Genomic DNA, 23,769 nt, shown 5'->3' on the forward strand with positions numbered 1-23,769 from the left:
TCGCAAATTACATCATTAAAATGACCGCATGCTAGATGATCGTGCCAAGTTATTGCTCAAAGCCCTGGTGGAACGCTACATTGCGGACGGCCAGCCTGTGGGTTCGCGCACGCTCTCCAAAGCCTCGGGCTTGGATTTGTCACCCGCAACCATTCGCAATGTGATGTCCGACCTGGAAGAGCTGGGCCTGATCGCCAGCCCCCACACCTCGGCCGGACGCATTCCAACCAGCAGGGGATACCGTTTGTTTGTCGACACCATGCTGACGGTGCAGCGCGATGGCTTCGAAACCCCTGCGCTCCTGCCAGACCAACCCCAAAAAGTGATTGCCAGTGCGGCCCACTTGCTGTCCAGCCTGTCGCATTTTGTGGGTGTGGTCATGACACCGCGCAAGCCGTCGGTGTTCCGGCACATCGAATTTTTGCGATTGTCCGAACGGCGTTTGTTGGTCATCATCGTCTCGCCCGAGGGCGATGTGCAAAACCGCATCCTGTTCACCGAATCTGACTACTCGCAAAGCCAACTGATCGAGACGTCCAACTTCCTCAACTCCCATTACGCAGGCATGGCCATCGAGCAGGTACGCAGCCGATTGCAGCAAGAGCTCGTCAGCCTGCAAAGCGAAATCGCCACGCTCATGCAAGCGGCCGTTCAGGTCAGTACCGAAGCACTGGCCGATGACCAAAACGAGGTGGTGATCGCCGGCGAGCGCAATTTGTTGTCGGTGAGCGACTTTTCCAGCGACATGGGCCATTTGCGGCGGGCTTTTGATCTGTTTGAACAAAAAACCCAGCTCATGCGTTTGCTGGACGTCTCCAGCCAAGCGGAAGGCGTGCGCATCTATATTGGCGGCGAAAGCCAGATCGTTCCCATGCAAGAACTGTCGGTCGTCAGCTCGCCCTACGAGGTGGATGGACAGATCGTCGGGACCTTGGGCGTGATTGGCCCGACTCGCATGCCCTACGACCGCATGATCCAGATCGTCAACATCACCTCTCGCTTGGTCAGCAACGCGCTAAGCCAGTCCAAATAAGCCCCTGCGGCCCACTACAATGACGACTTCGGTGGGGGCGTTAGCTCAGTTGGTTAGAGCAGAGGACTCATAATCCTTTGGTCGACAGTTCAAGTCTGTCACGCCCTACCATTTCAATCCTGCGAGTCAGTCAGCACGGCGTTGGAAAGTGAATTTTTTATCGGGGCCTTCCAAGCCCAGATACGCTGCAGAAACACACGCCTGTCTCAGCTGCAGTGCCTGCGCAATCACTCAACGCCAACCATTCACACAGTTTGAACAAACATCTCATAACGTCCTCATGCTGAAATAAACGATGCACTGCCGGGATCATTTTGGCATTCCCCCAAATCAGTAGACAAATAATGAAGCCCATCAGTCTGGGTGAAGTGAGCGTTCGAACGGGCACAGCAACAGAAATTTTGCCTGATCAGCACGTATTTTCTGCGACCTTGAGGAAGATGGGGGTGGCGTGTAGCGAGAACCGTGTTGCCCCCTTGGTGCGTGCAGCGATGGTCAAATCGGTGCGGTATTCTAGGAGACCCAAGTACAAGGCGGGCGAGCTGCGCAAGTGATCCCCAATCAACTGAGTCGTCAATTCAAGAAAATGAACCAAATGATGCTTGAGCTCTCATGAGTTCGAGCGGCAAAATCAAACTGCGTTAAAAAAGAGTATAAAAGCATGCGATATTGCCATTCAAAAGCGCAGCTTAATGTGAGTAGGCCATAGCTAGGGATTTAACTTGGTGAGCAGGGATTCAAAAAATTCATTGTCACGTAACAAATTGTTGTTTAAGATGCAAATTTCCAAAACACCATTTCATGAGGCCTTTTATGAAAAAAATTGATCCTAAACAAACCGAAGATGGAACGTCGATTGACTCAACTGATCACTCGGCTAACGCTGCTGCTGATCACACAGAAGCCAATGATTCAGTCACATCTTCAAACTCGCCCATCGACTCGGAAACCACATTGAAAGCTACCGAAATTTCAGATGCTGAAAGAGTGGTGGCGGCTGATGCGTTAATTCGCAATCATGCCATGGTCGCTGCTGGAGTTGGTTTCATACCAATGCCTGTTTTAGATGCTATCGCATTAACTGGTATACAAGTGAAGTTGCTCAAGTCATTGGGTGACTTGTATGGCCAGAATTTTTCCGAAGAATATGTTAAAAAGACAATAGCTTCTTTGATTAATGGTTATCTTCCACTGCAAATGGCCCCTGTATTTGCCAGTGCCATCAAGGTTGTTCCATTTATTGGACAGGCAGCTGGTGCATTGTCCATGGCCACATTGGGGGCTGGAATAACTTACGGGATTGGTAAAGTATTTGTTCAACATTTTGAATCAGGTGGAACCTTCTTGAATTTTGATGCCCAAAAAACCAAAGATTACTTTAAGAGTCAATTTAAGGTTGGTACCAAATTAGCAGTAACACCCAAATCAGAAGCAATAGTTTGAATTCAAACTCTAATCTCCTAGCAAAGATAAGCCATTACTCAAGATGTTTTTTGGTCCTAACAAGATTTTTGCGTACATGAACAAACAACCATGATATGTATAACTTTAAATAGGTACTGGCTTGAAAAAACAAAGACTATAAAGTTTGAATATTTCAATGAGAAAATGACAATAAAATCTAGAAATATAATAAGTAAATGTAGTTTTTATAGTGTGGACTTTTAGGCTTTGTTTGTTTTGGCATGTCTTGGATTAGATTAAAATGAAAAAAAACTACGTCACATTAATTTGCTTATACGGTTTTTTAAATGGAACTGTATCATTGGCATCGGAAATATCAGAGTCTGTAAAAAAAGATTCAGTTTTGGCTGAAAATAAAAATCTAACACTTGGTCCTTCAAGGGATTTATTTGATGATCAAAAAAATAATGGCTATGTTTATCAAGGAATTCGTTACGTTCCTGCAGTAGCAATAGCTTTTTTTAATCAATCTGATCCTTTGCAAGACAATACAAAAATATCAATTAAAGCAAAAACAAATTATGTCAGCTTAAATGCAAGAAGTACAGATCCTAAAGGTGCGCAATTACTGGCTGCATTAGAAAAAACTCAATATGAAAGTTTAAATAATGAAGGAGATAATACCAGATATATTATAAGATACTCTTCAGTTAGTCAAATGGATAAATGGTTGATGCCAATTGTCTTAAGTAGCGCATCCGATTCGCTGTCCAGGTCAAGCTTTTATGTTCAAAGAGAATTAAATTCAAGTAACACTCAAACCAACGCACTTTTAGATCAAACACTCAAACGGACCATTGCCAAATTGGGTGCAAACCGTACATATGATAACTCATCGGTTGATTTAGATTTTAAAATTACTGATATGAAAATTAGCGCTATTGCAACTTCTAATGGAGTATCAATGCCTAGTAGATTCAACAATATTAATTATCTAGCAACTGGTAATTTTACTTATAATTTAAATGAATTAACTTCTGTTTTTGCTGGAGGTCAGTATCAATATTATACATACGACACCGTTGGTCTAATAGATACTATTAATCCAATTTCAAGAATAACAAGTATAAGTACAGGAATTAATAGGATATTATCAGAGACCATTGTAATTTCGTCTGATATAGGAATTTCGCAAAAGACATCTAGTCGAATTGACTTGGTTCCAAATGCTACACACACTACAGGTAGTTTGAGTTCAAATTGGAAGCCAACGAAAAGTACCCGTGCTCAAATCGCTTTATCAAAATCTACGCAAGATGTCAATATAAATGGAATATCTAACTTGGCACTTCAAACACTAGAGGTTGATTTAAAAACAAGATTAAACGAAAATACAGCAATAACCATGAATGCATCGCATACCTACATTAGTGCTAACGAAGTTACTGGTTATGCTAAAGACACTCAATTGTATGTTGGTTTACTATGGAAGCCAGCTAGGAAAGCAGTCATAAGTTTAGGATATTATAAAACTCAACGTAGAACCACTCATGGAGTTAGTTCTCTTGTTCCAGAATTCACCGATAATAAAAGTCTAATTGACTTCAAATACTTTTTATGATGATAAATTTTAATATAAAATTATAAATTTTAAATAAATCAATAGGCAAAATATAATATAATATAAAATAAATGCAATCAAGAAAAAAGGGGAAAAAGTGAAGAAGATAATTGTTATAATATTATATATTTTTGTAATTTTTGCTGCAAATAGTGCGGAAAAACAGAATGATAATAAACTTAAGTCATATGAAAAATCCTTAAAGTCATTTGAATCATCTTTTGACAAAATGGACAGTCAATCAATTCTTATATTAATATCACGAGCTTATGTGTTTGGACAAGGTAATGACCGATTTTGTTCACCAGAAATATCTGTAACTAATTTGGGTAATGTCGGAGTCAGAATTATTGCTGTTGCTATTTATTTTAGAAAAAATAATCAAGATATTGGTAGTAGTATTACCCGCATTAGTATTGATCCTCGCGATACATCAACTCGAGGATTTTACCAACTTAAATCAATAAATTGTGATGATATAATTGGAGTCGGACGTGTAGATGTGTGCATTTTGAGAAATGGAAAAGATTGTCATGCAAATGCTGTTTTTGCTGACACTGGGAAAATTCCACTGCACAAATTTGAAAAGAACTAAACGAATGACTGATCATGTTTATTAATGAATTTATAATTCCAATATATTTATATTCAGCTATTGTAGTTGCATTTTTAGGGAGAAAAACAAAGTTAAGATTTTTAAAAAGTTTGGTGTTGTCACTTATTCTAACGCCGATCATATCTTTGATTATATTGATATTGTTTTTTCCAGCGAAAAATAAAATCGATAAGTAATAATATATAGACAGGAAAAAGCAATGTTGCTACTCAAGACGATATATGAGAACAATAAAAAAGAAGTAATTCTCTACTTGAAATTTTCTATTGTATCTGCATTAAGTGCTACATATTGTTATTATGTTATAAACAGTATTAGCCCTGAGACTAAAGAGACAGAAAAATCACTGTATTTAACTATTCAATTTACTATAGCTCTAACCATATTTTGCCTTGCTCAGTTAAAGTCTCTTGAAATATGCGGCCCTATAATAGAGAACAGAGTTCATCTAATTAGAGAGAAACTATTTAATAAATTACAGAAAATAGAACTACAAGATGTCGAATCAATTGGAACTTCTCGCATTATATCACATATATCAAATGACACTCTGAATATATCTCAAATAGCAACACCACTTGCTTTTGCTGGGCAATCATTTATATTATCATGCATAGCAGGTGTATATTTATTTTATATATCAACAAGTGCATTTTTACTAACTGCTTTGGTATGTTTTTTGGCTATATGGGCATTTCTATCTCATTCCAATCAAGTTAATTCTGCTTTAGAATCAGCTCAACGGCAAGCAAGTGAAATGCAGGAGCATGTGATTTCATTAGTTGATGGATTCAAAGAACTTAAACTTTCAAAACCGAAAGCAATAGATGCTGTAAATGAAGCAGTCCAATCTTCAGCAGCATCAATTGAATACAAGCTAACAGCACACAAGGCGTTATCAAAAGATTTTATATTGTCCCAGTTCGCATTGTATGCTTTACTGGGAACAATGGCCTTTGTAGTACCTCTTATCAATACGACTGGATACAAAGATGTCAGTGATAATGTTGCTGCTGTGATGTTTTTAGTTAGTCCACTCTTTGGTATGGTTGCAACTGTACCTCAAATTATTTCCGCTAATCTGTCCGCAAGTAATTTACAAGAATTTGAAAATTTATTAGATTCACTGGCTAAAGAAAGCAATAACTCAAATACCAAATCAACATCTCATGATAATTTAAAGACCGAATCAAATTACACCGACAATGAGCCTCTAACTTTTGATAATTTAACACTCAAAGAAGTTAAATTCGAATATGATAAAACAAGTACGGCATTTAATATTGGTCCTGTAGATTTGAAAATTAAAAAAGGTGAGGTTATATTTATAACGGGTAACAATGGTGCTGGTAAAACTACATTGATAAAAATTTTAACTGGATTATATGAGCCAACATCAGGAGAAATATTTTTCAATGACAAGAATGTTTGGCCAGATAATATTTTACATTTTAGAAGCCTTTATGCGGTTGTATTTTCAAATTTCTATTTATTTAAAAAATTATATGGTATAAATGAAATGGATCCTGATTGGACAAATTTATGGTTGGATAGACTACAACTTTCAAATAAAGTAAAGTTGACGAATGGGAAATTTTCAACTACAAAACTGTCCACTGGTCAACGCAAGCGGTTAGCACTATTTTCAGCATTAGCTGAAAAAAAACCTATTTTAATTTTAGATGAATGGGCAGCGGATCAAGATCCAGGGTTCAGACTTTTCTTTTATAGTGAAATTCTACCTTACATTAAAAAAGAAAATATTACCATTATAGCTATAACTCATGATGAAACTTACTTTAAATTTGCAGACCGTCGTTTGCATCTTGAATCAGGTGTCATAACCCAGATCAACAAAATATAAGGCGAATGAAACATGAGACTGATCAAAAATTACCTAGTTAACTTTATCAAACACCTACAGCGACAATATCTTGCTTGGAGGTCTGACTTATGGTTTGTTGGCTTGTCATTCGTACTTGCATTTGCATTTATTTTACCTAATTTGGTAAAAACTATTCCCTCTGGAAATGTAGGTGTTGAATGGCGTCGTTTCCAAAATGGAACACAAATTGGAAATCCTCTTAGTGAAGGCATAGCTTTCATAATGCCTTGGAATCAGATTTTTTTATACGACACTCGGGCTCAAATTGGTGAGGCCAGTATACATACATTGAGTGCTGATGGACTCAGTGTTGATGTTGAAATGACATGGACTTATAATCTAGTCCCAGAAGCTGCAGGTATAGTGCATAAAACAATTGGTCCAGATTATGGTGAGAAAATAATTGGCCGTGTTGTGACTGCTATGGTTCGTAATCAAATTGCAGCTTACCGTTCTGAAGATTTACACTCCTCTGAAAGAATCAATTTTGAAAAAAGTGTTGATTTGAAATCAGCTGAAGCATTATCTGAACTTGCAGCGTTACAACATATTCCTGAATTCTTAAATCTACCTAATAAAAATTGGGTGATACTTGAAAAAGTTTTGATTAAAGAAGTTCGCTTTCCACAGGCTGTACAAGATGCTTATGTGCGTAAAAATACTGCTAGAGCATTAGTGGAAGAGTATAATTATAGAAATGTATCTGAACAAAAAGAAGTTGAACGGAAACGTACCGAGGCACTTGGGATACGTGGATTCCAAGAAATTGTTAATAACGGACTATCAGATTCATACCTTAAGTGGCGCGGTATTGAAGCTACTTTAGCATTGAGCCAATCAAATAATGCCAAAGTCGTAGTCATTGGCGCTGGTAATTCAGGTCTTCCATTGATATTAAATACTGGGAATGAGGAAATAAAAAATGGAAAGCCACAAAAATAAATTGCATAAATATTGCTCAAAACTTCTTGTTGTTTAAAATAAAATTATTATTCACAGTATTTATATTGATAAAGTGGCTGGCTAATGTAATTCACTTGACAAAATATCTCCTAGAATTAATAGGTTTTCTCCTTCAAAGATCGAGAAGTGATTTCCAGGTGTTGAGTAATATCTAAAATCTCCGCTGGTAAAATTCTCAAAAGTTTTCATGTCTGCTTGTCCATCACCTTGCATGGCTTCAATAACGATTAGATCTGACTTGATGGTACCTGTTGTTGTGTGATGAGCGAATAAGCGATAGTGGTGTTCTGTCAATGCAACTATCCTATCTGAATCTTGCTTGGACAATGTGTTTATCAAAGTCAAGTCCTGCATGTCAATGAAAACTTCCGAAGAATTATTGTGATTTTCTTCTTGAAGAAACATAGATCTTTTAATTCCGTCTACTGCTGCATCAATCAGAATAACCCTTGTTTCTATACCCGATGACTCAAGGTGTTTAGCTGTCTCATAAGCCAAATGTGCTCCAAATGACCAACCTACCAGATTGACTGGTTTTCCGTTTGAACAATGAATGATTGATTTACAGAAGTGCAAGGACAATGCCTTTAAGCTTGCCACCTTTGTCGTACCTTCAATGAAGCCAGGACTCTGCAAACCAAAACACCAATGGTGGCCTTTCAGCACTCTTGTGAGAGGCGAAAAAGACATTGAAGTACCCACCACAGTTGGCATGATAAAAGTTACACGTTCTGAGGCACTTTCATCATGACGGAATTGCAACACATCAGATGGCAGGTGACGTTCAGTTGGCTCTTGATTCAAAGCTTGAGTCAACGATCTTGGGGTAGGAAATTCAAAGATCAATTGCAAAGCCACTTCTCTTCCGAGTAATTTTCGTAGTTTACTGACCAACAAAATGGCTTTGATGCTGTGCCCTCCAAGTTCGAAGAAATTGTCATCCATTCCAATTTCATCTAAATGCAAAGTTTCCTTCCATATATCTAGTATGTTGGATTCTGATTCATTCTCTGGTTTCGAGAATTCATGTTCCTTTTGAACAGAATCGAATTGAGCAAGTGCAATCCGATCTACTTTGCCATTAGCCGTAAGTGGTAATTCAACCACATGAATAAAACGATTCGGTATTAAGGTTATAGGCAATTCTTTTTTAAGCGCATGACGCAAAAAGGATTGGGTAATCTGAATTCCCTTTGGATCAAGGGTGAAATAAGCGACCAACTCACTGTTTTTTTGTGTATTCTTTTCAAAGCAAACACATACATCTTGGACAATATCAAGTTGGCGAATGTTCAACTCTATCCAGTCCAAAGATACCCGATAACCCATAATTTTGACTTGATTGTCTTTTCGTCCAAGAAAATGAATATCTCCATTTTTATTCCATTGTGCAACATCTCCAGAGCGGTATAAACGTTCACCAGGCAACCAGTCCAACTCGATAAAACTGCGACTGGTCTCTGCAAGAGCCTTGCGGTAGCCTTTGGCAAGGGTTAAACCACCAATCATCAGTTCACCAGGGACTCCTGGAGGCAATGGCTTAAAATGATCGTCACAAATGAAAATTTTGGCACCGGCAATAGGACGTCCAATGCGTTGATAAGGATTATCGGAAAATATAATATCCTCAAGACTTCCAGCGACACATCCAATGGTGGCTTCCGTTGGACCATAGTGATTAAAAACAACTAAATTAGGAAGCTGATTTTTAAGTTTTTGTAATTCATGAAAATTTTGCGGCTCACCACCCAATATCATTAGTTTTAAGGATTTGATGTTGGAAAATTGTGAAGTACCATCAGATTCAAGTAGCATGGACAAGTAAGAGGGTGTCAACTTGAGAAAGCTGACCGACTCATTTGCCAGTCTTTTCAATACATATTCTGGATTTCTGCGAGACTGTTCATCAAATAAACTAACACAGCCACCCAAAATTAATGCACCAAAAAGTGAAGTATAGCCAAGATCATAAGCTGCCGATGTAAGTAATGCAGTCGATGAAGTCTCGTCTATCTTTAAGTCCCGATGCAGCCAGCCCAGATAGTTCAGGAGTGATGAAACATTAACCTCCACGCCTTTGGGTACACCTGTAGTGCCTGAGGTGTAAATAAGATAAGCTGAAGCACTGACATCTGGTTCTGGTACTAGAGCCCAATCTGATGCATCACTTAAATGGGTACGGTGTACGATGGAATCGACCAGAATAGTTCTCAAACATAAAATACCATTTGGAGAGTGATTTGAACTGGCCAACATGACTTTGGCTTCACTGTCCATCAGCACTTGTTCAACCCTTTTAACTGGGGTTGAAGGCTCAATCGGTAAAAATGTTATACCCACCATGAGGCAAGCAAGAACGCTGAACACCATATGCTCGTCTGGATTAGCCCATATGGCAACCACATCACCAGATTTTAAGTTCAATTCGAAATGCAAATAAAGTGCAATTCGAACAGCATTTTGTTGAAGCTCAGCATGGGTAAAACTGCGTCCATCTCCCAACCTTACAGCAAGCGCATTTGGAAAGTGAACGAGTAAAGACTCGCGAATTGAACGTACTGAAGAACCAAGAACATGACGGGTCGGACCCTGACTCAATTGACTGATCACAAAGCTTGTTTCTTCTTGGGTCGCCAGTGAGAGTTGATCGATTGGAAAATCTGGTTGATTAACCAATCTTTCAATCATGTTTAGAAATCTTAAATAAAGCGCTTCGATTGATGACTCGTCAAATTTCCTGCCATCAAACTCAAATTCAAATAAAAGTTCAGTGCCAGGTGTGGCTCTTACAAAAAAATCATAGTTACTTACCATGAAAATATTGACATTGCTGACTGTTATTTCAGGTGCAAATCCTTGACTTTCTGTTTTAAATTTATCTTCGAGAGGGTAGTTTTCAAATACAAAAAAATGACTTATAAAATTACGACTTAATTTGGCAGCATTGTTTATATCAGAAATTGCGCAATTAATATTTTCATTCCAATCTATTCTGCTCTTTGAAATGGTTTTTAACATACTGCGAAGGGATTCACCTGCAGTGTATCTGACACGCAAAGGCAGCATGTTGATACATGGCCCAACCATGGTTTCTATGCCAATTAATTCAGGATTTCGTGTTGAAGTGATACTTCCAAAAACTACGTCTTGACATAAATTTTGCTTACCAAGAAATATTCCCCATATGGTCTGTGTCAGGTCACTCAAAGTGCAATGCATTTCTGAGGCCAGTACATGCAATCGATGGGTCAATTGAGAATCAAGTCTTAGCGATTGACAACAGGGTTGACGGGCACCCATCTGCATATTCTGGCGCTGGCCTGGTAAACTGATAGAAGACGTGTAACCATCTAGATATTTAAGCCAAAATTTTATTTGAGAATTATTATTTTTATTTGAAGAATATTTGATAAAATCACCAAATTGAACGGGTGGTTTAATGTGAAATATTCTTTTCTCTCTCAATTTATTGTATATAGATGACAGTTCATTTTGAACCAAGCCAATGCACGAGCCGTCCATCAAAATGTGATGGAAATCCCAAATAATATAAAATTCTGTATTGGTGTTGTCTAATTGAATACAATTTATTCTCATCAAAGGAGGGCGCTCAAGATCTAATGGTTTTTCTCTCAATTTAGAGCATAGTGTATTTATTTCTGCTCTTTGAATATTCTTATCTTCTATTATTAATTGGCTATGTTCGACACTTATGATAAGTTTTTTAAAAACAATTTGTAGTGGTCGATCTTTTGTACTTCTGGGAAAACTGGTTCTGAAAATATCATGTCTATCAATAAGTAATTGCCATGATTTATCAAATAATTCTTTATCAAGTGGTCCATTAATTTTGAAAGTCATCTGCTGAAAATAAGCGTGTGGCTCATCTTTCAGCGTGTTTTTTTCTAACAACTCATGAAATAAAAGGCCTTCTTGAAAAGAAGTTAGGGGATATATGTTTTCAATATTTTCTTTATTATACATTTTTTATAACTCAGTTATTTATTGAATTGTAGATTTAAGTGTAAAATAAAAAACTTTTTAACTTGGGTGGGGGGTGGAATGCAAATTTCAATAATCAATGCGGAATTTAAAATTAATTTGAATTATCCGTAATGATTTAATAAAATTTAAAAAGGTTATATCTTCTAATGTTACCAATCTGTTTGCTTTAAAACTGAAATTTCTTTCACTATATTCTTATCTGTTATTTTCTTGCGCCATGGAATCAACAAATCGTTGATCGTCTTGGCAGGTTCCATGGCAAAGGCAGTCGCAATGGATAGAAATTCATCGGCCAATGTCTGAGCCGTTAACGGTTCAAAGAGGTCGCTTGCGTACTCAAGATACAAATCCAAAGATTCTAAGTCATCAATCATGTACATGAGGTCATACTTGGAACTGACGCTTCTGTCTTTCAATAATCTGGTTCTAGTGCCTTCTAACTCCAGTTGCATTGGCTTAAAGTTCTGCATATTAAGAACCACATCAAAAAATGGTTGTCGTCCAGCAGATGGCTTGTGTGCCACTTCATATACCAAGGCATCAAAAGGATAATCCTGATGCAGCAGCGCTTGGCGCGCCAACTGGCCAAATTGACGTACTTGTTGATGAAAGGGTTGAGCTGGGTTGATATGGCATCGCAATGGCAGCATGTTGACATAAAAGCCAATCTGCCCTTCTAACTCAGGATAATCCCTGCCTGCAACTGCAGTTCCAACTATGAAGTCAGTTTGTCCCGATTGAACGTACAGATGAACGACTGTCAAAGTCAAAAGCACTCCGAACAGCGTGACTCCTTCTTGGATTGCCAAATCCCTTAATTTTTGGGCGCTCGACTGACTGAGTGTGCCAGTCACAATGGCACCCTGACCACTTGGGCTGTCTGGGCGTGGGTGGTCGACTGACAATCTTAATTCTGGCAGTGTCTCAGTTTCAAATTGTGCAAGCCAGAATTCCCTGTGTGAAGAAGGAATAAGGGTCTGCTGCCAGGATGAATAGTCAGCATATTGAATAGACAGGGGTTTGAGAGTGCCGTCTGCAGTATGACCACTCTTGGCCATGTTTTGGCCAGCTTCTCCCTTGCAGGCGGTTCGATAAAGGGCTGCCAGATCGTCTAGCATCACGGTGGCAGACCAACCATCGAATGCGGCGTGATGGATATTGATGACCAGTCCAAAACCAATAGTAGATTGAATTAATCGAAGTCGAATCGGGGCCTCGGATGTGAGACTGAAAGGCCGGTTAAGTTCCTCACTGAACACATGGTTCAGGTGCACACCAATTTCTCGATGCACGCGATCTAAATGATCGGGCTGATCGCTTTCACCATCAGTATTTATTTGAATACCGGCATTCATGCAAGCGTGATCCCATTCTTCAATCAAAATGGGTTGCGATTCAATTGAATCTTTGATGACTTGCGTTAATTGACCGGCTTTCATCACCAAGCGGGTGCGAAGCACCTCGTGTCGGGCCAACACGCCGTGGTAAGCGGTTTGTAAAGCCATCAAATTCAATTGGTCATCTATGACGAAGCCGGCGACCATGTTGAATGCCACAGAGCTGGGGTTTTGAGACTGAAGCAACCATAGCCTGGTTTGGCCCGCTGAAGCGGGTAAAGGTAAATCACGGGAGACCGGTTTAATTGGCTGAGCTACCAGGTGCTTTAGGGCTCTCGTTATTTCGAACAACTCGGCCACTGTGACTGCGTTGAACACATCTTTGATACGTATTTCCACGCCAAAGTTTTCACGCACCCGAGCAACCAACTCTATGGCTTTTAAACTGTGCCCACCGACTGTAAAGAAGTTGTCGGTTGCATTCACCGATGGCACGTCCACAACCGCAGCCATAATTTGGCAAAATTTCTCTAATGAATCGGCAGATTCTTCAGTATTTGAATCTGCTTTGTCGTCCCAGAGGTCGTAACTCTTCATTTGAAGAAGTGCTTGACGATCAAGCTTTTCGGTCCGGGACAGTGGTAAATGGTTGATGCACTTAAATCTCTTGGGAATCATGTGTGAAGGAAGAGATTCACTGAGATGTCTCAAGATGCCAGAACGTGTTGGCGCGAAACCAGGCAATATGACCAACCAGGCCAGTAGTTCGCCGCCTTCATCGTTTGTTTCAAAGGTTACAGCCGTATCTTGGACGCCCTCACACCGCCGCAAAGTTTCTTCAATCTCGCCTGGTTCAATCCGAAATCCACGTACTTTAAACTGCCTGTCAATTCGTCCAATATATTCAAGTTCTCCGTCAGGTCTTTGTTTTACCAGGTCACCCGTTCGGTACCACCTTGTTGAATGCTCATCTGTCACAAAGCGTTCAGCGGTGAGCGCAGGTTGGTTGAGATAACCTTGGGCCACACTCTCGTTCCCAATTAACAGCTCACCCTCCTCTCCGATAGCGACTTCTTGTCCTTCACCATTCAATACCCTAATGCGCCGCCCCCCAATTGGAAACCCAATAGGAATTCTGTTGCGACTGCTATGGTGCGGCGCAATCCTGGCAATGATCGGTGAACAGGTGGTTTCGGTTGGGCCAAAAAGGTTGAGTATTTGTCCGCAGTAAAACGGCAAGTCGTACCAGCCTTTGACCCTTTGTGGCGTCATTTCTTCACCACCCGTCATCAGTGTCTTGATTGAAAGACACTCAATACCCATGGGATTTTTAATACACCAGTTAATCAAGTCGCCCCAGAAGACTGGCGGGACGTCAATAATCGTAGCATTCCAATGCTGCCAAGTTTCTACGAAAGCTTTTGGTGAGTATCTTTCTGAGTCTAATATGCAAAATGATGCACCATTGACCAGTGGAAGCATCAGTTGCTCAATCACGGCATCCACGGCCACAGTCGCAAACAACAGACTTCTGTCGTTTGAGGTCCAAAGGGACAGCGGAGTGATGCCCGCAAGGTGATTTGACAGAGCCCCATGGTCGACAAGTACACCTTTGGGTTCGCCGGTGGAGCCGGATGTGTAGATCAAATATGCGAGGTCGTCCCGCCTCATGGACAGATCACTGGGAACTTCAAAAAGCTCGGTTCCGGCCTGATGAACCGTCAGCATTTTTAAGGGTTCTGGCGTGACGGCGAGACCTTGAGTCGTTTCGGAAAAACTCGCGACAAGACTTTTTGCCAGATCTGAAAGGCCGTCTGAATGAACGACACTTCGGCAACCTGCATCACGGACTATGAAGGCCAGTCGCTCGATCGGGTGGGCAGGGTCAAGCAGCACGAAACCAGCGCGTGCCTTCATAATTCCCAATACTGAGACTGGAAGATCCCAACTGCGCTCGACTAAAACTGCGACGACTTCTTGGGGAACAGCACCTGAAGCCATCAGTCTGCAACTCAATGCGTCAGCCGCCGCCCCAACGTCCTGATACGAACGTACGGTCTCTCCGAGCACGCAAGGTGCTTGGGGTTGTTTGTGGCGCCATTGTTCAAAATGCTGTACCGCGCTCAGGGTAGCTCGGGGGATCAGCAATTTTTCAGGAAGCACCAGGAAATCCAGTGCCCGATGAGGCTGGTTGCAGACACGTTCTAAAAGAGACTCAATCTCTTGAAGCCATAGCCCAATTTGATTCTCGTCCCAAAGTGCTGTTCGGTATTGCAACCGCAGCGCCATACCGGCGGCGTCCTCTGATCCCGTCAAGATAAGTTCAAAAGGACTCACCGGCAATTCGACTTCTTCAGCGGTCCATCCTGCACGATTCAAGGTGGTTTCGAAATCGTACAAGTCATCATGTGCAATAAGAACTTCAAATAACGGATTACCGCCCCCCTCGCGAGGTACTTGAAGATGCTCAACTATTCTGTTGAAAGGCATCTCCGCATGATCGAATGCGGCTACTGCTTGCTGCCGCACGGTATCGATGAGCTCTAAAAAAGATGACCGCGGGTCTAATTGAATCCTTAAAGGGATGGTGTTGACGAATAAGCCAATCTGGTCAGCCAAGGCAGGATGATCTCTGCCCGCATGCACAGTCCCCATCACAACATCACGGGCTCCAGTGCAACCCCATAACCAAAGACGCCACGCTGCGGTGAGTACTTCAAAGCCGGTAACACCTCGTTCTCTGCAAAGGCTTCTGAAGGCCGCATGTCCAGCAGGAGAAATAATGCGCTTTGAAGTATGCCCGGACATGTCAGCGAACGATTCTCGTGTTCGTGGCCTGCAACTGGGCAAAAGTAATTTTTCAGGCAAATTAGCGAGTTCGTTACGCCAGAAGTCCAGAAGAATTTGTGAATTTTCCGTTCTTTGGTGGTGCCATGCTGCGTAGTCCGCATACTGTATTGGCAGAAGAGGCAAGAACAATGGTTCGTTTGAATCAAGTTCGGCCGCATCCAAGAGAGCCAAGAAATCACGCATCCAGACCGTGATCGACCAATTGTCTCCAATTGAATGGTGCATTGAAACGATCAACGATCCGCCTTCGTCCGTCAGCACCAAGGCAACTTGCCATAAAGGTGCACGCGAAAGTTCAACTCTCACGTTAACGAATCGAAGCGCCATCTCTTGAAGCGATAGATGAGAGACAACTCTTCCTCGCAGGTCATGCAATTCCAACAGGGGACTTAAATTGTCCGAAGTGACGATCGTGAGTGTGCCCTGGGTCTCCTGGATCGCACTCCGAAGAGACTCATGCCTGTTGGTCAGTTCCTGCAGAGCCTGGCGAACTTTATCTTCATGCAGTGGCTTTGCTCGCTTCAGGATGAAGCCCATGTTGTAGGCACTGAGGTCTTCCTCAAACTGATCCAGAAGCCACATTCTTGCTTGCGCATGAGAGGGTTGGCCGCGCTCTTGTTTGGGCAAAACGGCGATGGGCTCTACTTCTGTTGCAGACCGTAAAAGTTCGGCAAGACCCGAAATGGTCGGAACTCGGAAAAAATCGGCAAGTCGAATGGACCTGCCTTCTGAGTTCGCTATCCGATTGGTCAGTACGACCGCTTTTAAGCTGTGACCTCCCGAAGAGAAAAAGTCATCTGTCACACCAGGCGACTCGGACAGCCCTAATACTTGCTGCCAGATCGCTGCAATTCGGATTTCCAAATTGTCGCGAGGTGGAATTTTTACTTTTGCGTTGAATCGGGGCCAATCGGTATTTTTTAACCGATCTTCAAACACAGCACCAGTTTCATCGCGGATCGGCTCAGACGCCAATACATAAGAATGCGGGAGCGATAGGGCTGTTAGACGGCCAGAAAGTTGTCGATGAATACCCGAAAAGTCTGGATGGGTGTCGGCCGCTGGATAAACGAAGACAGTCAGCTTGCCATCATCAATGACGGTTACAGAATGTTCTACTTCTTCGAACACTTCAAGAGCCGTATCAATTGCAGCAAGGTCAATCCAACCATCACGGATTCGCAAGTAGCAGTCTTGCTGACCAAGAATATGGACACAGCAAGTCTCATCCGCATTGGCAATCTGTCCTGTTTCTGTCCATAAGCCCTGATCGTCAACCCTCATCAATTGAGCTGGAACACCTTCAGCGGCTACTCCGCCAAAAATATCAACAAGTTTCAACTCTGGATCGTTTGGGCGCGATTGCAACGGGCCCATCGACAGGTTTCCAATATATTCGTCAGGGACAGAGCAGGAATGTCCAATGAGGTGGAGCAAGCCTTGAAGCCATCTGTTCGCTGTGGGCTCATCCGCTATAGATTTGTGGCAATCGAAGTCGAGCAAAACATTTCCGCTGAACTCAAGCAGATTGAAGAACAAGCCGGTCTTAACGTAATTCAAAGGCAATGGCTGAGGCACGGTGCTCAAGCCGCTGAAACTCAACTGTAATCCGGGGTCTATATTAAAAAGCGCGGTGACGGGAAATCCAATTGCACTTTCGGACATGAACAGTTGATGTGCATTCTGTCGAGACCGAGCAAGTTCATCTTGTATGACCTGCACGGCTTGGCGAAATGTCATCTTGTTTTCAAACTCTATGTCCAATGGCATGGTCACTGAGGCCATTCCAACCATCAATGGCAGTCCTGCAAGTCCGTGACCCGCAATGGGAACTCCAATGCCTAGACGAGTTTGGTTACTCAGACGTGCCAGGAATACGGCATAGGCCGACAGTAAAACTGTAATGTGAGAAACACCGAGTAAGCGTCCACAACGACGCGCTGCGACCATGATATTCTCTTTGGATATATCTGGTATTTTTCTTTCACTGGCATTTACTTGGGATTCAAAATCATTTGTTAACAAAGGATTTTTTAAATGAATTCGTGACCCACGGAAACCACTCAGTGGTGAGGAGTGAGGAAAAATGAGAGGTGGGGGCGGCGTTAGATGACTATCAATTGGGAGTTCGCTGTCATGAGGTTGAGCTAAATTGGAAAACCAATTTGCGAATTCATGCCACTGCGACGCTTCAGGAAGATCGGGTTGTAGACCCAAACGCAATTTATTGTAGATATCTGCCCATTCAGACAACACTAAACCCATTGACCATCCATCAGCCAGTAGGTGATGGGCCGTCAAGATCAACAACCAGCGATCAGGTGCTATCCGGAGCAATTGTGTACGCACCAGTGGCGAGTCATAGGGCCCAAGCGGTCTTTCCAATGAGGATGCAATGCACTCTCTGATATCGGTGTCGACAGGATTGGCATCTGTGATTTCCAAGTCTCCCGGTGGGAACTCAATTGTGAAGTCACCATTGGGTTTGACTCGCAATTTCAAGCCGTCATGCCTGCTTTGAAGTAATTGCCAAGCATGTGCAAATGCTGTTTCGTTCAATTCACCATGGAGCTCAAGAGCAACCGTTTCACAATAGGCGTTGGATGCCTCAGGGTTAGATTCAATCAAGGCCAGCAACTCTCGTTGGCCACGGGAACATTCGAAAGCGGTAGCAGTCGGCAAAGCAGTCTTGAGAGAACCACCGGAATCTACCAAAGAGTTTGATGTTGGTACGGCGCTGTAAGTTGCTGTATCTGCTGTAGCAGGGTAAGGGTTCTCTTGAATCGGTGGATTCAAGTGATTGTTCCGGTTGCTCAAAAATTTAAGTTGTAGCTCAAAAACACTGGACATGGCCTCCAATTGAGCCTTCATTAACTTTGCAACTGGAGTTGTGATAGTTTTGCGAGGAAAAGAGGAGTTTGTCACAAGGTTTCCATTCTTCAATCTTGTACTCTTTCGTTGGATCAGGAGATGAATACAGTCTCAGATCACTCTAATGAAAGATCAAGTGCAAATTCCAATTTTGCAGGTTGTCAGAATTAAGCCATGGTTTGTAGTGCACTTTTTAGACGTACAAGGCCAGGCTCAATTTGCTCTCGGGGGACAGAGAAATTCAGTCGGAGAAAGGCGGGGCCTTCTTCCTGAAAATCTGTGGATGGCACCACGCCGATGCCATGTTGCTCTGCCAGCGCAAGCGCAACAGACAATGAATCTAAACCCATATCAGCCGGAAGCTTCAACGTTGCAAAAAGTCCAGCCTCTGGTTTTCTCATTAAGACAAGACCCAACCCGCTACAAACATCTATGAACAAGTCGTGATGACTTTGAAGGTATTCTCGGTGCAAGTTTTCCAACTCTTTCCAATGCATCAAGAGGTGCTCTAAAACATGCTGTCCTGCATTGCTTGAGGAAACACTGACCAGGGCTTTTATGTTGACGATTTCATTCGCAAAATGCGGAGGGCTAACAAGGAAGCCAAGCCTAAGACCGGGCACTGCCAGAGACTTAGCAAAACTGCCGACGACGAAATGGCGGTCAGTGAAGCGCAAAGCACTGGCTACCGGAACTCTGCCCAGCCCTAAGGGCTGATAAACTTCATCAAAAATAATTGGTATTTGCAATTCGGATAATGCAAACAATTCTTCGGATGTCATGACTGTACCGAATGGATTGCAGGGAGAGTTAACCAACAATACCCGGCCCTTATCAGTGTTCAACTGTTTGATGGCGTTCAGATCGACGACGAAATCCTTTCGCAAAGGTATGCTGAATCTGGAAGCGCCAAAAAAATGATGAAGATGCCGGTAGCCAGGGTAACAAGTTTGGCTTGTCAACAGCGCATCGCCCGTGCGCATCAGGAGTTGCAAAGCCAGCATGATGGCCTCAGTGCCTCCATTGGTGATGCAAACCTGCGAGGGATCGATGGTCACACCTGATCGGTTGCTTAACTCTTGACTGATCAACTCACGCAGCTTGAGAGAACCGCTCAGATCCCCGTAACGCAAGACTCTCTCTATCGGTATCGGCGGCGGCTCTTCACCTAATGCTTTCCAAACATTAAATGAAGATTGCCCCGGTGCAAAATTGACCAATGGTTTTTCTTGGTCTGACCACTTACCCAGCTCGAATATGACTTGGTCAAGCGCGAGAGTTGGAAATCTCTGTTTTCGATCTGACGGGGCAAGCATTGTCAATCCCGGTCAGTCAGCGCAGCGCAAAAGATAACCTATTTCCAAACCCGTTGAATCAACGTTTGTATCCGTAGTCAAGCAAGCAAGAATCTTCAGGCCAGCATCATGAAATACTGCTTCCCAAAATGAAGGACTTTCTAGTTTCTGCAAAGTAAATGGGTGCAGTGTCGAATAGGGGTTGTAATAGGCCAATCCAAGGCCATCACCCATGTGTTTGATGTCTGCCAGTTTCCCATCAACCTCAATGACCACCAAGGATAACTCAGGGAAACGACCGACGAGCCCTTTGAGAAAATCTACAACACCCTGACGCCCAGCTTGCCCCAGAATCTCATGGAGTACAAACCCAATGACTGCAAAGTTGGGTGACAGTTCGTTATCTACTTTCAGTGCGCTTGCAGCTGTGCCGTGAATAATTGAAACGCGATCATCAAGCCCATGCTGTGTGACCAGCTTACGGGCATCTTCACAACTTTCAGCACTGGGCTCGATACCCCAAGCATGCTCCAAACCTTCCAAAGCCAAGCAGAAATAAACCAAATACATGCCGTTCCCACAACCGAGATCCAGCAGGCGAGTACAAGCAGTGGGTGACAACGCCATCAGACGACGCGTGAGTGGAATGGCATCGTAGTTCGAAATCCCACAACTGCCAACGCCGACTTGCCTCAAATCCCTGGGTGCAGGACCAGATTTGGCCATAAGGGCTTTGCCCATACCCATCCAGGTGGGTGTGTAGCCTCCAATCATCATGGTGTACCAAGGACGAAATGGCTCTAAGTCAATGGCAGTCTGGCTGAGGCTGACGCGGCTGTTCTCATCTAACTCCACATAACCCTCATTGCGAAGATACAAGACAAAGGCTTCAAGTCGCCAACTGTCCATCTCCAGATCTGCCGACACGGTGGCTAAACTGGTGCAGGGCTTTTCCTTTAAATAAGTGAATAAACCTGTTTCGAAAAACTGGTAAAGCGCTATCGCCAGTGCGTGAAAACGCACCGGCTGCAAGGCATTGACCAGCCCTGTCTCAAAAGTTGCTGCTGTCATGTGTCAGTAAAACCAGAGTTGTGGTGAAGTTTTCCTTGACGGCTTAACAGCATTCGCTTTGACTTGAACATCTGGACAAGTTAATGCTGTGGTCATGGATCCTGCTGCAAGAGTGGCCCCAGTTGCATACTGAATGCATCCCGTGATCTTGCCTGAACCCAGGAGTTTGACCTTGGTGCCATTGATCACCACTTTGCCATCCACCTGACCGTCGATTTGAACTGTGACATCGCCAGACAGAACGATGTCGCCCTGAATATTGGCAGTATTGGAGACGTTGACCTTGCTGGACACCGCACTGTTCATGACCTGAACAGCCACTGTGTTGGCACCCATAGAAAGTACTTTACCGCCAAGGGTGAGTTCGCTGCCATTTCCTGTCAAAGTGAATCCGGCAGAACCCACACCAGTTGATTCGACGACTGAAGGGTTTGACAGGGTCACCTTGCCAGAGTCCCCAATGGTGACCCCAGTCAGGCTGTTGCCAAAGAAGGATAAAGATGGGCGGTCAACAGGGCTGTTCTGGATTGCTGCGTCAAATCCCGTCCAAGAATTGGCGTTCGTGGCGGTGACGATATTGGCTTGGGTGAAAGTTTTGCCCGATGGGTTGATCACAAGAGCGCTACCAGCAACATTCAATGCGGAGGTTCGAACACTGTCGCCAGAACAATTTCCGCCAGCGCCGTTGCCAACAGTCGGACCAAGGGTAGAACAATTACCTGAATTTTCAACGGCAAGACGAATGTTGCGCTCCAGGCTCCAAAGCATGGTCTGTGGATTGAACTTTGACTTGAGAACCCCGTTGTAGGCTGAACCAGCCCCATACGTTGGGAACCATGATGCAGTGCTCCCACTGTTGGTCATATTGATTGAGAAACCCATTTTCAAAGATGGACTGTAAAAAACAGATGTAGTCCACGTTGCAATGGATCCGCTATGTCCAAAAAGGTCCGTTGTACCCGTACCAGATGAAACAAGGTTGTAAGTCCCCATGCCGTAACTTGTCGGGATATTTCCCATCAAGCCGCCAGGTTTAACGGTCTTACGCAACTGATGCGAAGAATCGCTGAGTAATTTACTGCTGTTCAAAGCAAGTTCTCGACCCCATAAGAGCTCCTCTTCAGGTACGGAAATGATTGCGCCTGCGGCCCACGGTACCTTGGGACCAATGAAGGTTACATCAACGCCAGAGGCAGAAGCTTGAGCAAAATTTGATGTACTGAACTTACTGTCGGTTACGAACGTTGTTCGAGTCATGCCAAGCTTTTTAATGATTCCATCGTTGATAAGGGACTCTATCTTTTGACATCCCTTCGATGAGGAGCACGATGCTTTTTCGGCCATCATCGCAGCTAAAACATAGTTGACGTTTGCGTAATCAAAATCGCCGCGGGGTGGCTGGGGAGTTTGAAGGCCGCACATGTATTTTTGCTGAACCGATGCTTGGACCAGTTTTGCAGGGGTATAGCTGGCATCTTCACCGTAACTTATGGATTCGAACCACTCGTCAAATACAGATGCGCCAAGCCCCGGGTAGTTAAGCGACTCTTGGCACAAATAGTCGGTCAAGCCGCTCCGCATCTCAAGCAAATTTCTCAAAGTGATTGCCGACGCGTTGGGAACAACCTTGGCCATGTCAGGAAGAATTTCCGACACAGTCTTGTCCAAAGTGATGAACCCCTGATCCACAAGTTGAAGTATCGCTGTCGAAGTAAACGACTTGGTAAGGCTTCCAATACGATACTGTGATTGAGGATCTGTGGGTATTTTTTTCGCATTGTCTTTGAAACCTACACCACGAAGCCATGTCTGACCATCGTCGGTCTGGAGGCCAACGCTCATACCTTGCATGGCTGCTGGTTGAGAGCCGGCCATGTCAACTGTGGCGTCAAAAATCTGCTTGATTGAACCAGTAGGTAGAACGGATGGCGGTGAAGAGGAAGTATCAGATGAACCCCCTCCGCAGGCGGCAACTAAAGTGATCACTGAAGCAGCTAAAAAATGTTTAGCGAAGCGATGGTGAGTAACGCCACTCAAAAAGTATTCTTTATTCATTAAAAGTCTCCAATAAGAATGGTTTTTATCTTTTTACCAAATGTAATTATTTATTGCATTTGGTTATTGAATTGCGTGACTGCTTCAATAATCTGAGATTGTAATTCATCAATAAAATAAAAATTTTATTCAGTCGTCATTAAAAAAACTCATTTTCACACCAGCTCTAAAAGCATTGCGATGGACCTGGACGATTTGTCGATAAAAAACCCCTCGCAATTGATGGTCAACGTACCCCAAACCGCTGGCCTGTAGCAGGCGCCCCAAAAGGCCAATGCCCTTTTTCAAGAACCTGCGCAGCAACCAGCGAATGTTGAAGCCTGCAGCGCACAGCACCGCACGCAAACTGTCACCTTTTGATCCCTTGAGGTGGCAAAGGTTCATCCTGTGGTCCGCTTTCAAGTGGCCGATGATTGGCTCAATCGCTTGTCTTCGTTGGAGTGACTTCTTTTCTTCGTCGGTCAGGCTCTTGAACTTACCGCGGTGCTTGATGTTTACTCCTGCGTTGTCCTTGTCCAAGCCTCGATAGCCCAGGTCAACGTATGCGGATTCGGGCTTTATGTCTGCGGCTTGTATCAGGATACCCTCTTGCTCCACTTGTTCGTTTAGCGCGTGCCCGTCATACAGATTTCCGGGTAATGCCTTGGGGCCTACGACCAAGGAGCCTATGAGAGTGTTTACAGTTCCCACCTTCAAACCAAGCTTGTAGGGGTTGCGGCTCATTCCCTTGCTGATGCACGCCACCTAAGGTGCGTGCCAGCTG

The 23,769-nt window shown here is 43.3% G+C and carries 12 protein-coding genes and 1 tRNA gene; 7 read left to right on the forward strand and 6 right to left on the reverse strand.

All coding sequences use genetic code 11. From position 1 onward, the window contains the following. Positions 1 to 28 precede the first annotated feature (28 nt). From hrcA to B9Z49_RS15265, 7 genes are all read left to right on the forward strand, one after another. Entirely contained in the window at positions 29 to 1,033 is a 1,005-nt protein-coding gene (gene hrcA / locus B9Z49_RS15240; protein WP_108354293.1) for a heat-inducible transcriptional repressor HrcA, read from the forward strand. 34 nt (positions 1,034 to 1,067) lie between these two features. Next, positions 1,068 to 1,144, forward strand: a tRNA-Ile gene (locus B9Z49_RS15245). A 702-nt stretch (positions 1,145 to 1,846) separates the two neighbouring features. Beyond that, the gene (locus B9Z49_RS15255; RefSeq protein ID WP_158273515.1) at positions 1,847 to 2,476 is read left to right on the forward strand and encodes a YcjF family protein; all 630 of its coding nucleotides are present in this window, start codon (positions 1,847 to 1,849) and stop codon (positions 2,474 to 2,476) included. Positions 2,477 to 2,738: 262 nt separating this feature from the next. After that, positions 2,739 to 4,058, forward strand: coding sequence for an outer membrane beta-barrel protein (locus B9Z49_RS21630; protein WP_146188538.1), 1,320 nt, complete (start codon positions 2,739 to 2,741; stop codon positions 4,056 to 4,058). Positions 4,059 to 4,155: 97 nt separating this feature from the next. Then, positions 4,156 to 4,653, forward strand: coding sequence for a hypothetical protein (locus B9Z49_RS21635; protein ID WP_146188539.1), 498 nt, complete (start codon positions 4,156 to 4,158; stop codon positions 4,651 to 4,653). A gap of 220 nt (positions 4,654 to 4,873) precedes the next feature. Beyond that, positions 4,874 to 6,538: a cyclic peptide export ABC transporter gene (locus B9Z49_RS15260; protein ID WP_108354296.1), complete on the forward strand. Its 1,665-nt coding sequence runs from the start codon at positions 4,874 to 4,876 to the stop codon at positions 6,536 to 6,538. 12 nt (positions 6,539 to 6,550) lie between these two features. Then, on the forward strand, positions 6,551 to 7,501 hold the full coding sequence (locus B9Z49_RS15265) for a prohibitin family protein (RefSeq protein ID WP_108354297.1): 951 nt from the start codon (positions 6,551 to 6,553) through the stop codon (positions 7,499 to 7,501). Positions 7,502 to 7,582: 81 nt separating this feature from the next. On the opposite strand, the gene B9Z49_RS15270 is transcribed toward B9Z49_RS15265, so the two are convergent. The 6 genes from B9Z49_RS15270 to B9Z49_RS15295 form a co-directional block, all read right to left on the reverse strand. Next, positions 7,583 to 11,506 carry a non-ribosomal peptide synthetase gene (locus B9Z49_RS15270; protein WP_108354298.1) on the reverse strand — a complete coding sequence of 1,308 codons (3,924 nt, stop codon included), beginning with the start codon at positions 11,504 to 11,506 and terminating at the stop codon, positions 7,583 to 7,585. A 170-nt stretch (positions 11,507 to 11,676) separates the two neighbouring features. Beyond that, a complete protein-coding gene (locus B9Z49_RS15275) occupies positions 11,677 to 18,564 on the reverse strand; it encodes a non-ribosomal peptide synthetase (RefSeq protein WP_158273516.1) in 6,888 nt (2,295 codons plus the stop codon). A 188-nt stretch (positions 18,565 to 18,752) separates the two neighbouring features. Continuing rightward, positions 18,753 to 19,901, reverse strand: a complete 1,149-nt coding sequence (locus B9Z49_RS15280) for a pyridoxal phosphate-dependent aminotransferase (RefSeq protein ID WP_108354300.1) — start codon at positions 19,899 to 19,901, stop codon at positions 18,753 to 18,755. Positions 19,902 to 19,913: 12 nt separating this feature from the next. Then, the gene (locus B9Z49_RS15285; RefSeq protein WP_108354301.1) at positions 19,914 to 20,951 is read right to left on the reverse strand and encodes a methyltransferase domain-containing protein; all 1,038 of its coding nucleotides are present in this window, start codon (positions 20,949 to 20,951) and stop codon (positions 19,914 to 19,916) included. A gap of 3 nt (positions 20,952 to 20,954) precedes the next feature. Continuing rightward, positions 20,955 to 23,006: a serine hydrolase gene (locus tag B9Z49_RS15290; protein ID WP_108354302.1), complete on the reverse strand. Its 2,052-nt coding sequence runs from the start codon at positions 23,004 to 23,006 to the stop codon at positions 20,955 to 20,957. 129 nt (positions 23,007 to 23,135) lie between these two features. Continuing rightward, a complete protein-coding gene (locus B9Z49_RS15295) occupies positions 23,136 to 23,729 on the reverse strand; it encodes a transposase (protein WP_146188541.1) in 594 nt (197 codons plus the stop codon). Between the last annotated feature and the right edge of the window lie 40 nt (positions 23,730 to 23,769).

Source organism: Limnohabitans sp. 2KL-51 (genome assembly GCF_003063645.1).
Taxonomy (GTDB): Bacteria; Pseudomonadota; Gammaproteobacteria; order Burkholderiales; family Burkholderiaceae_C; genus Limnohabitans_A.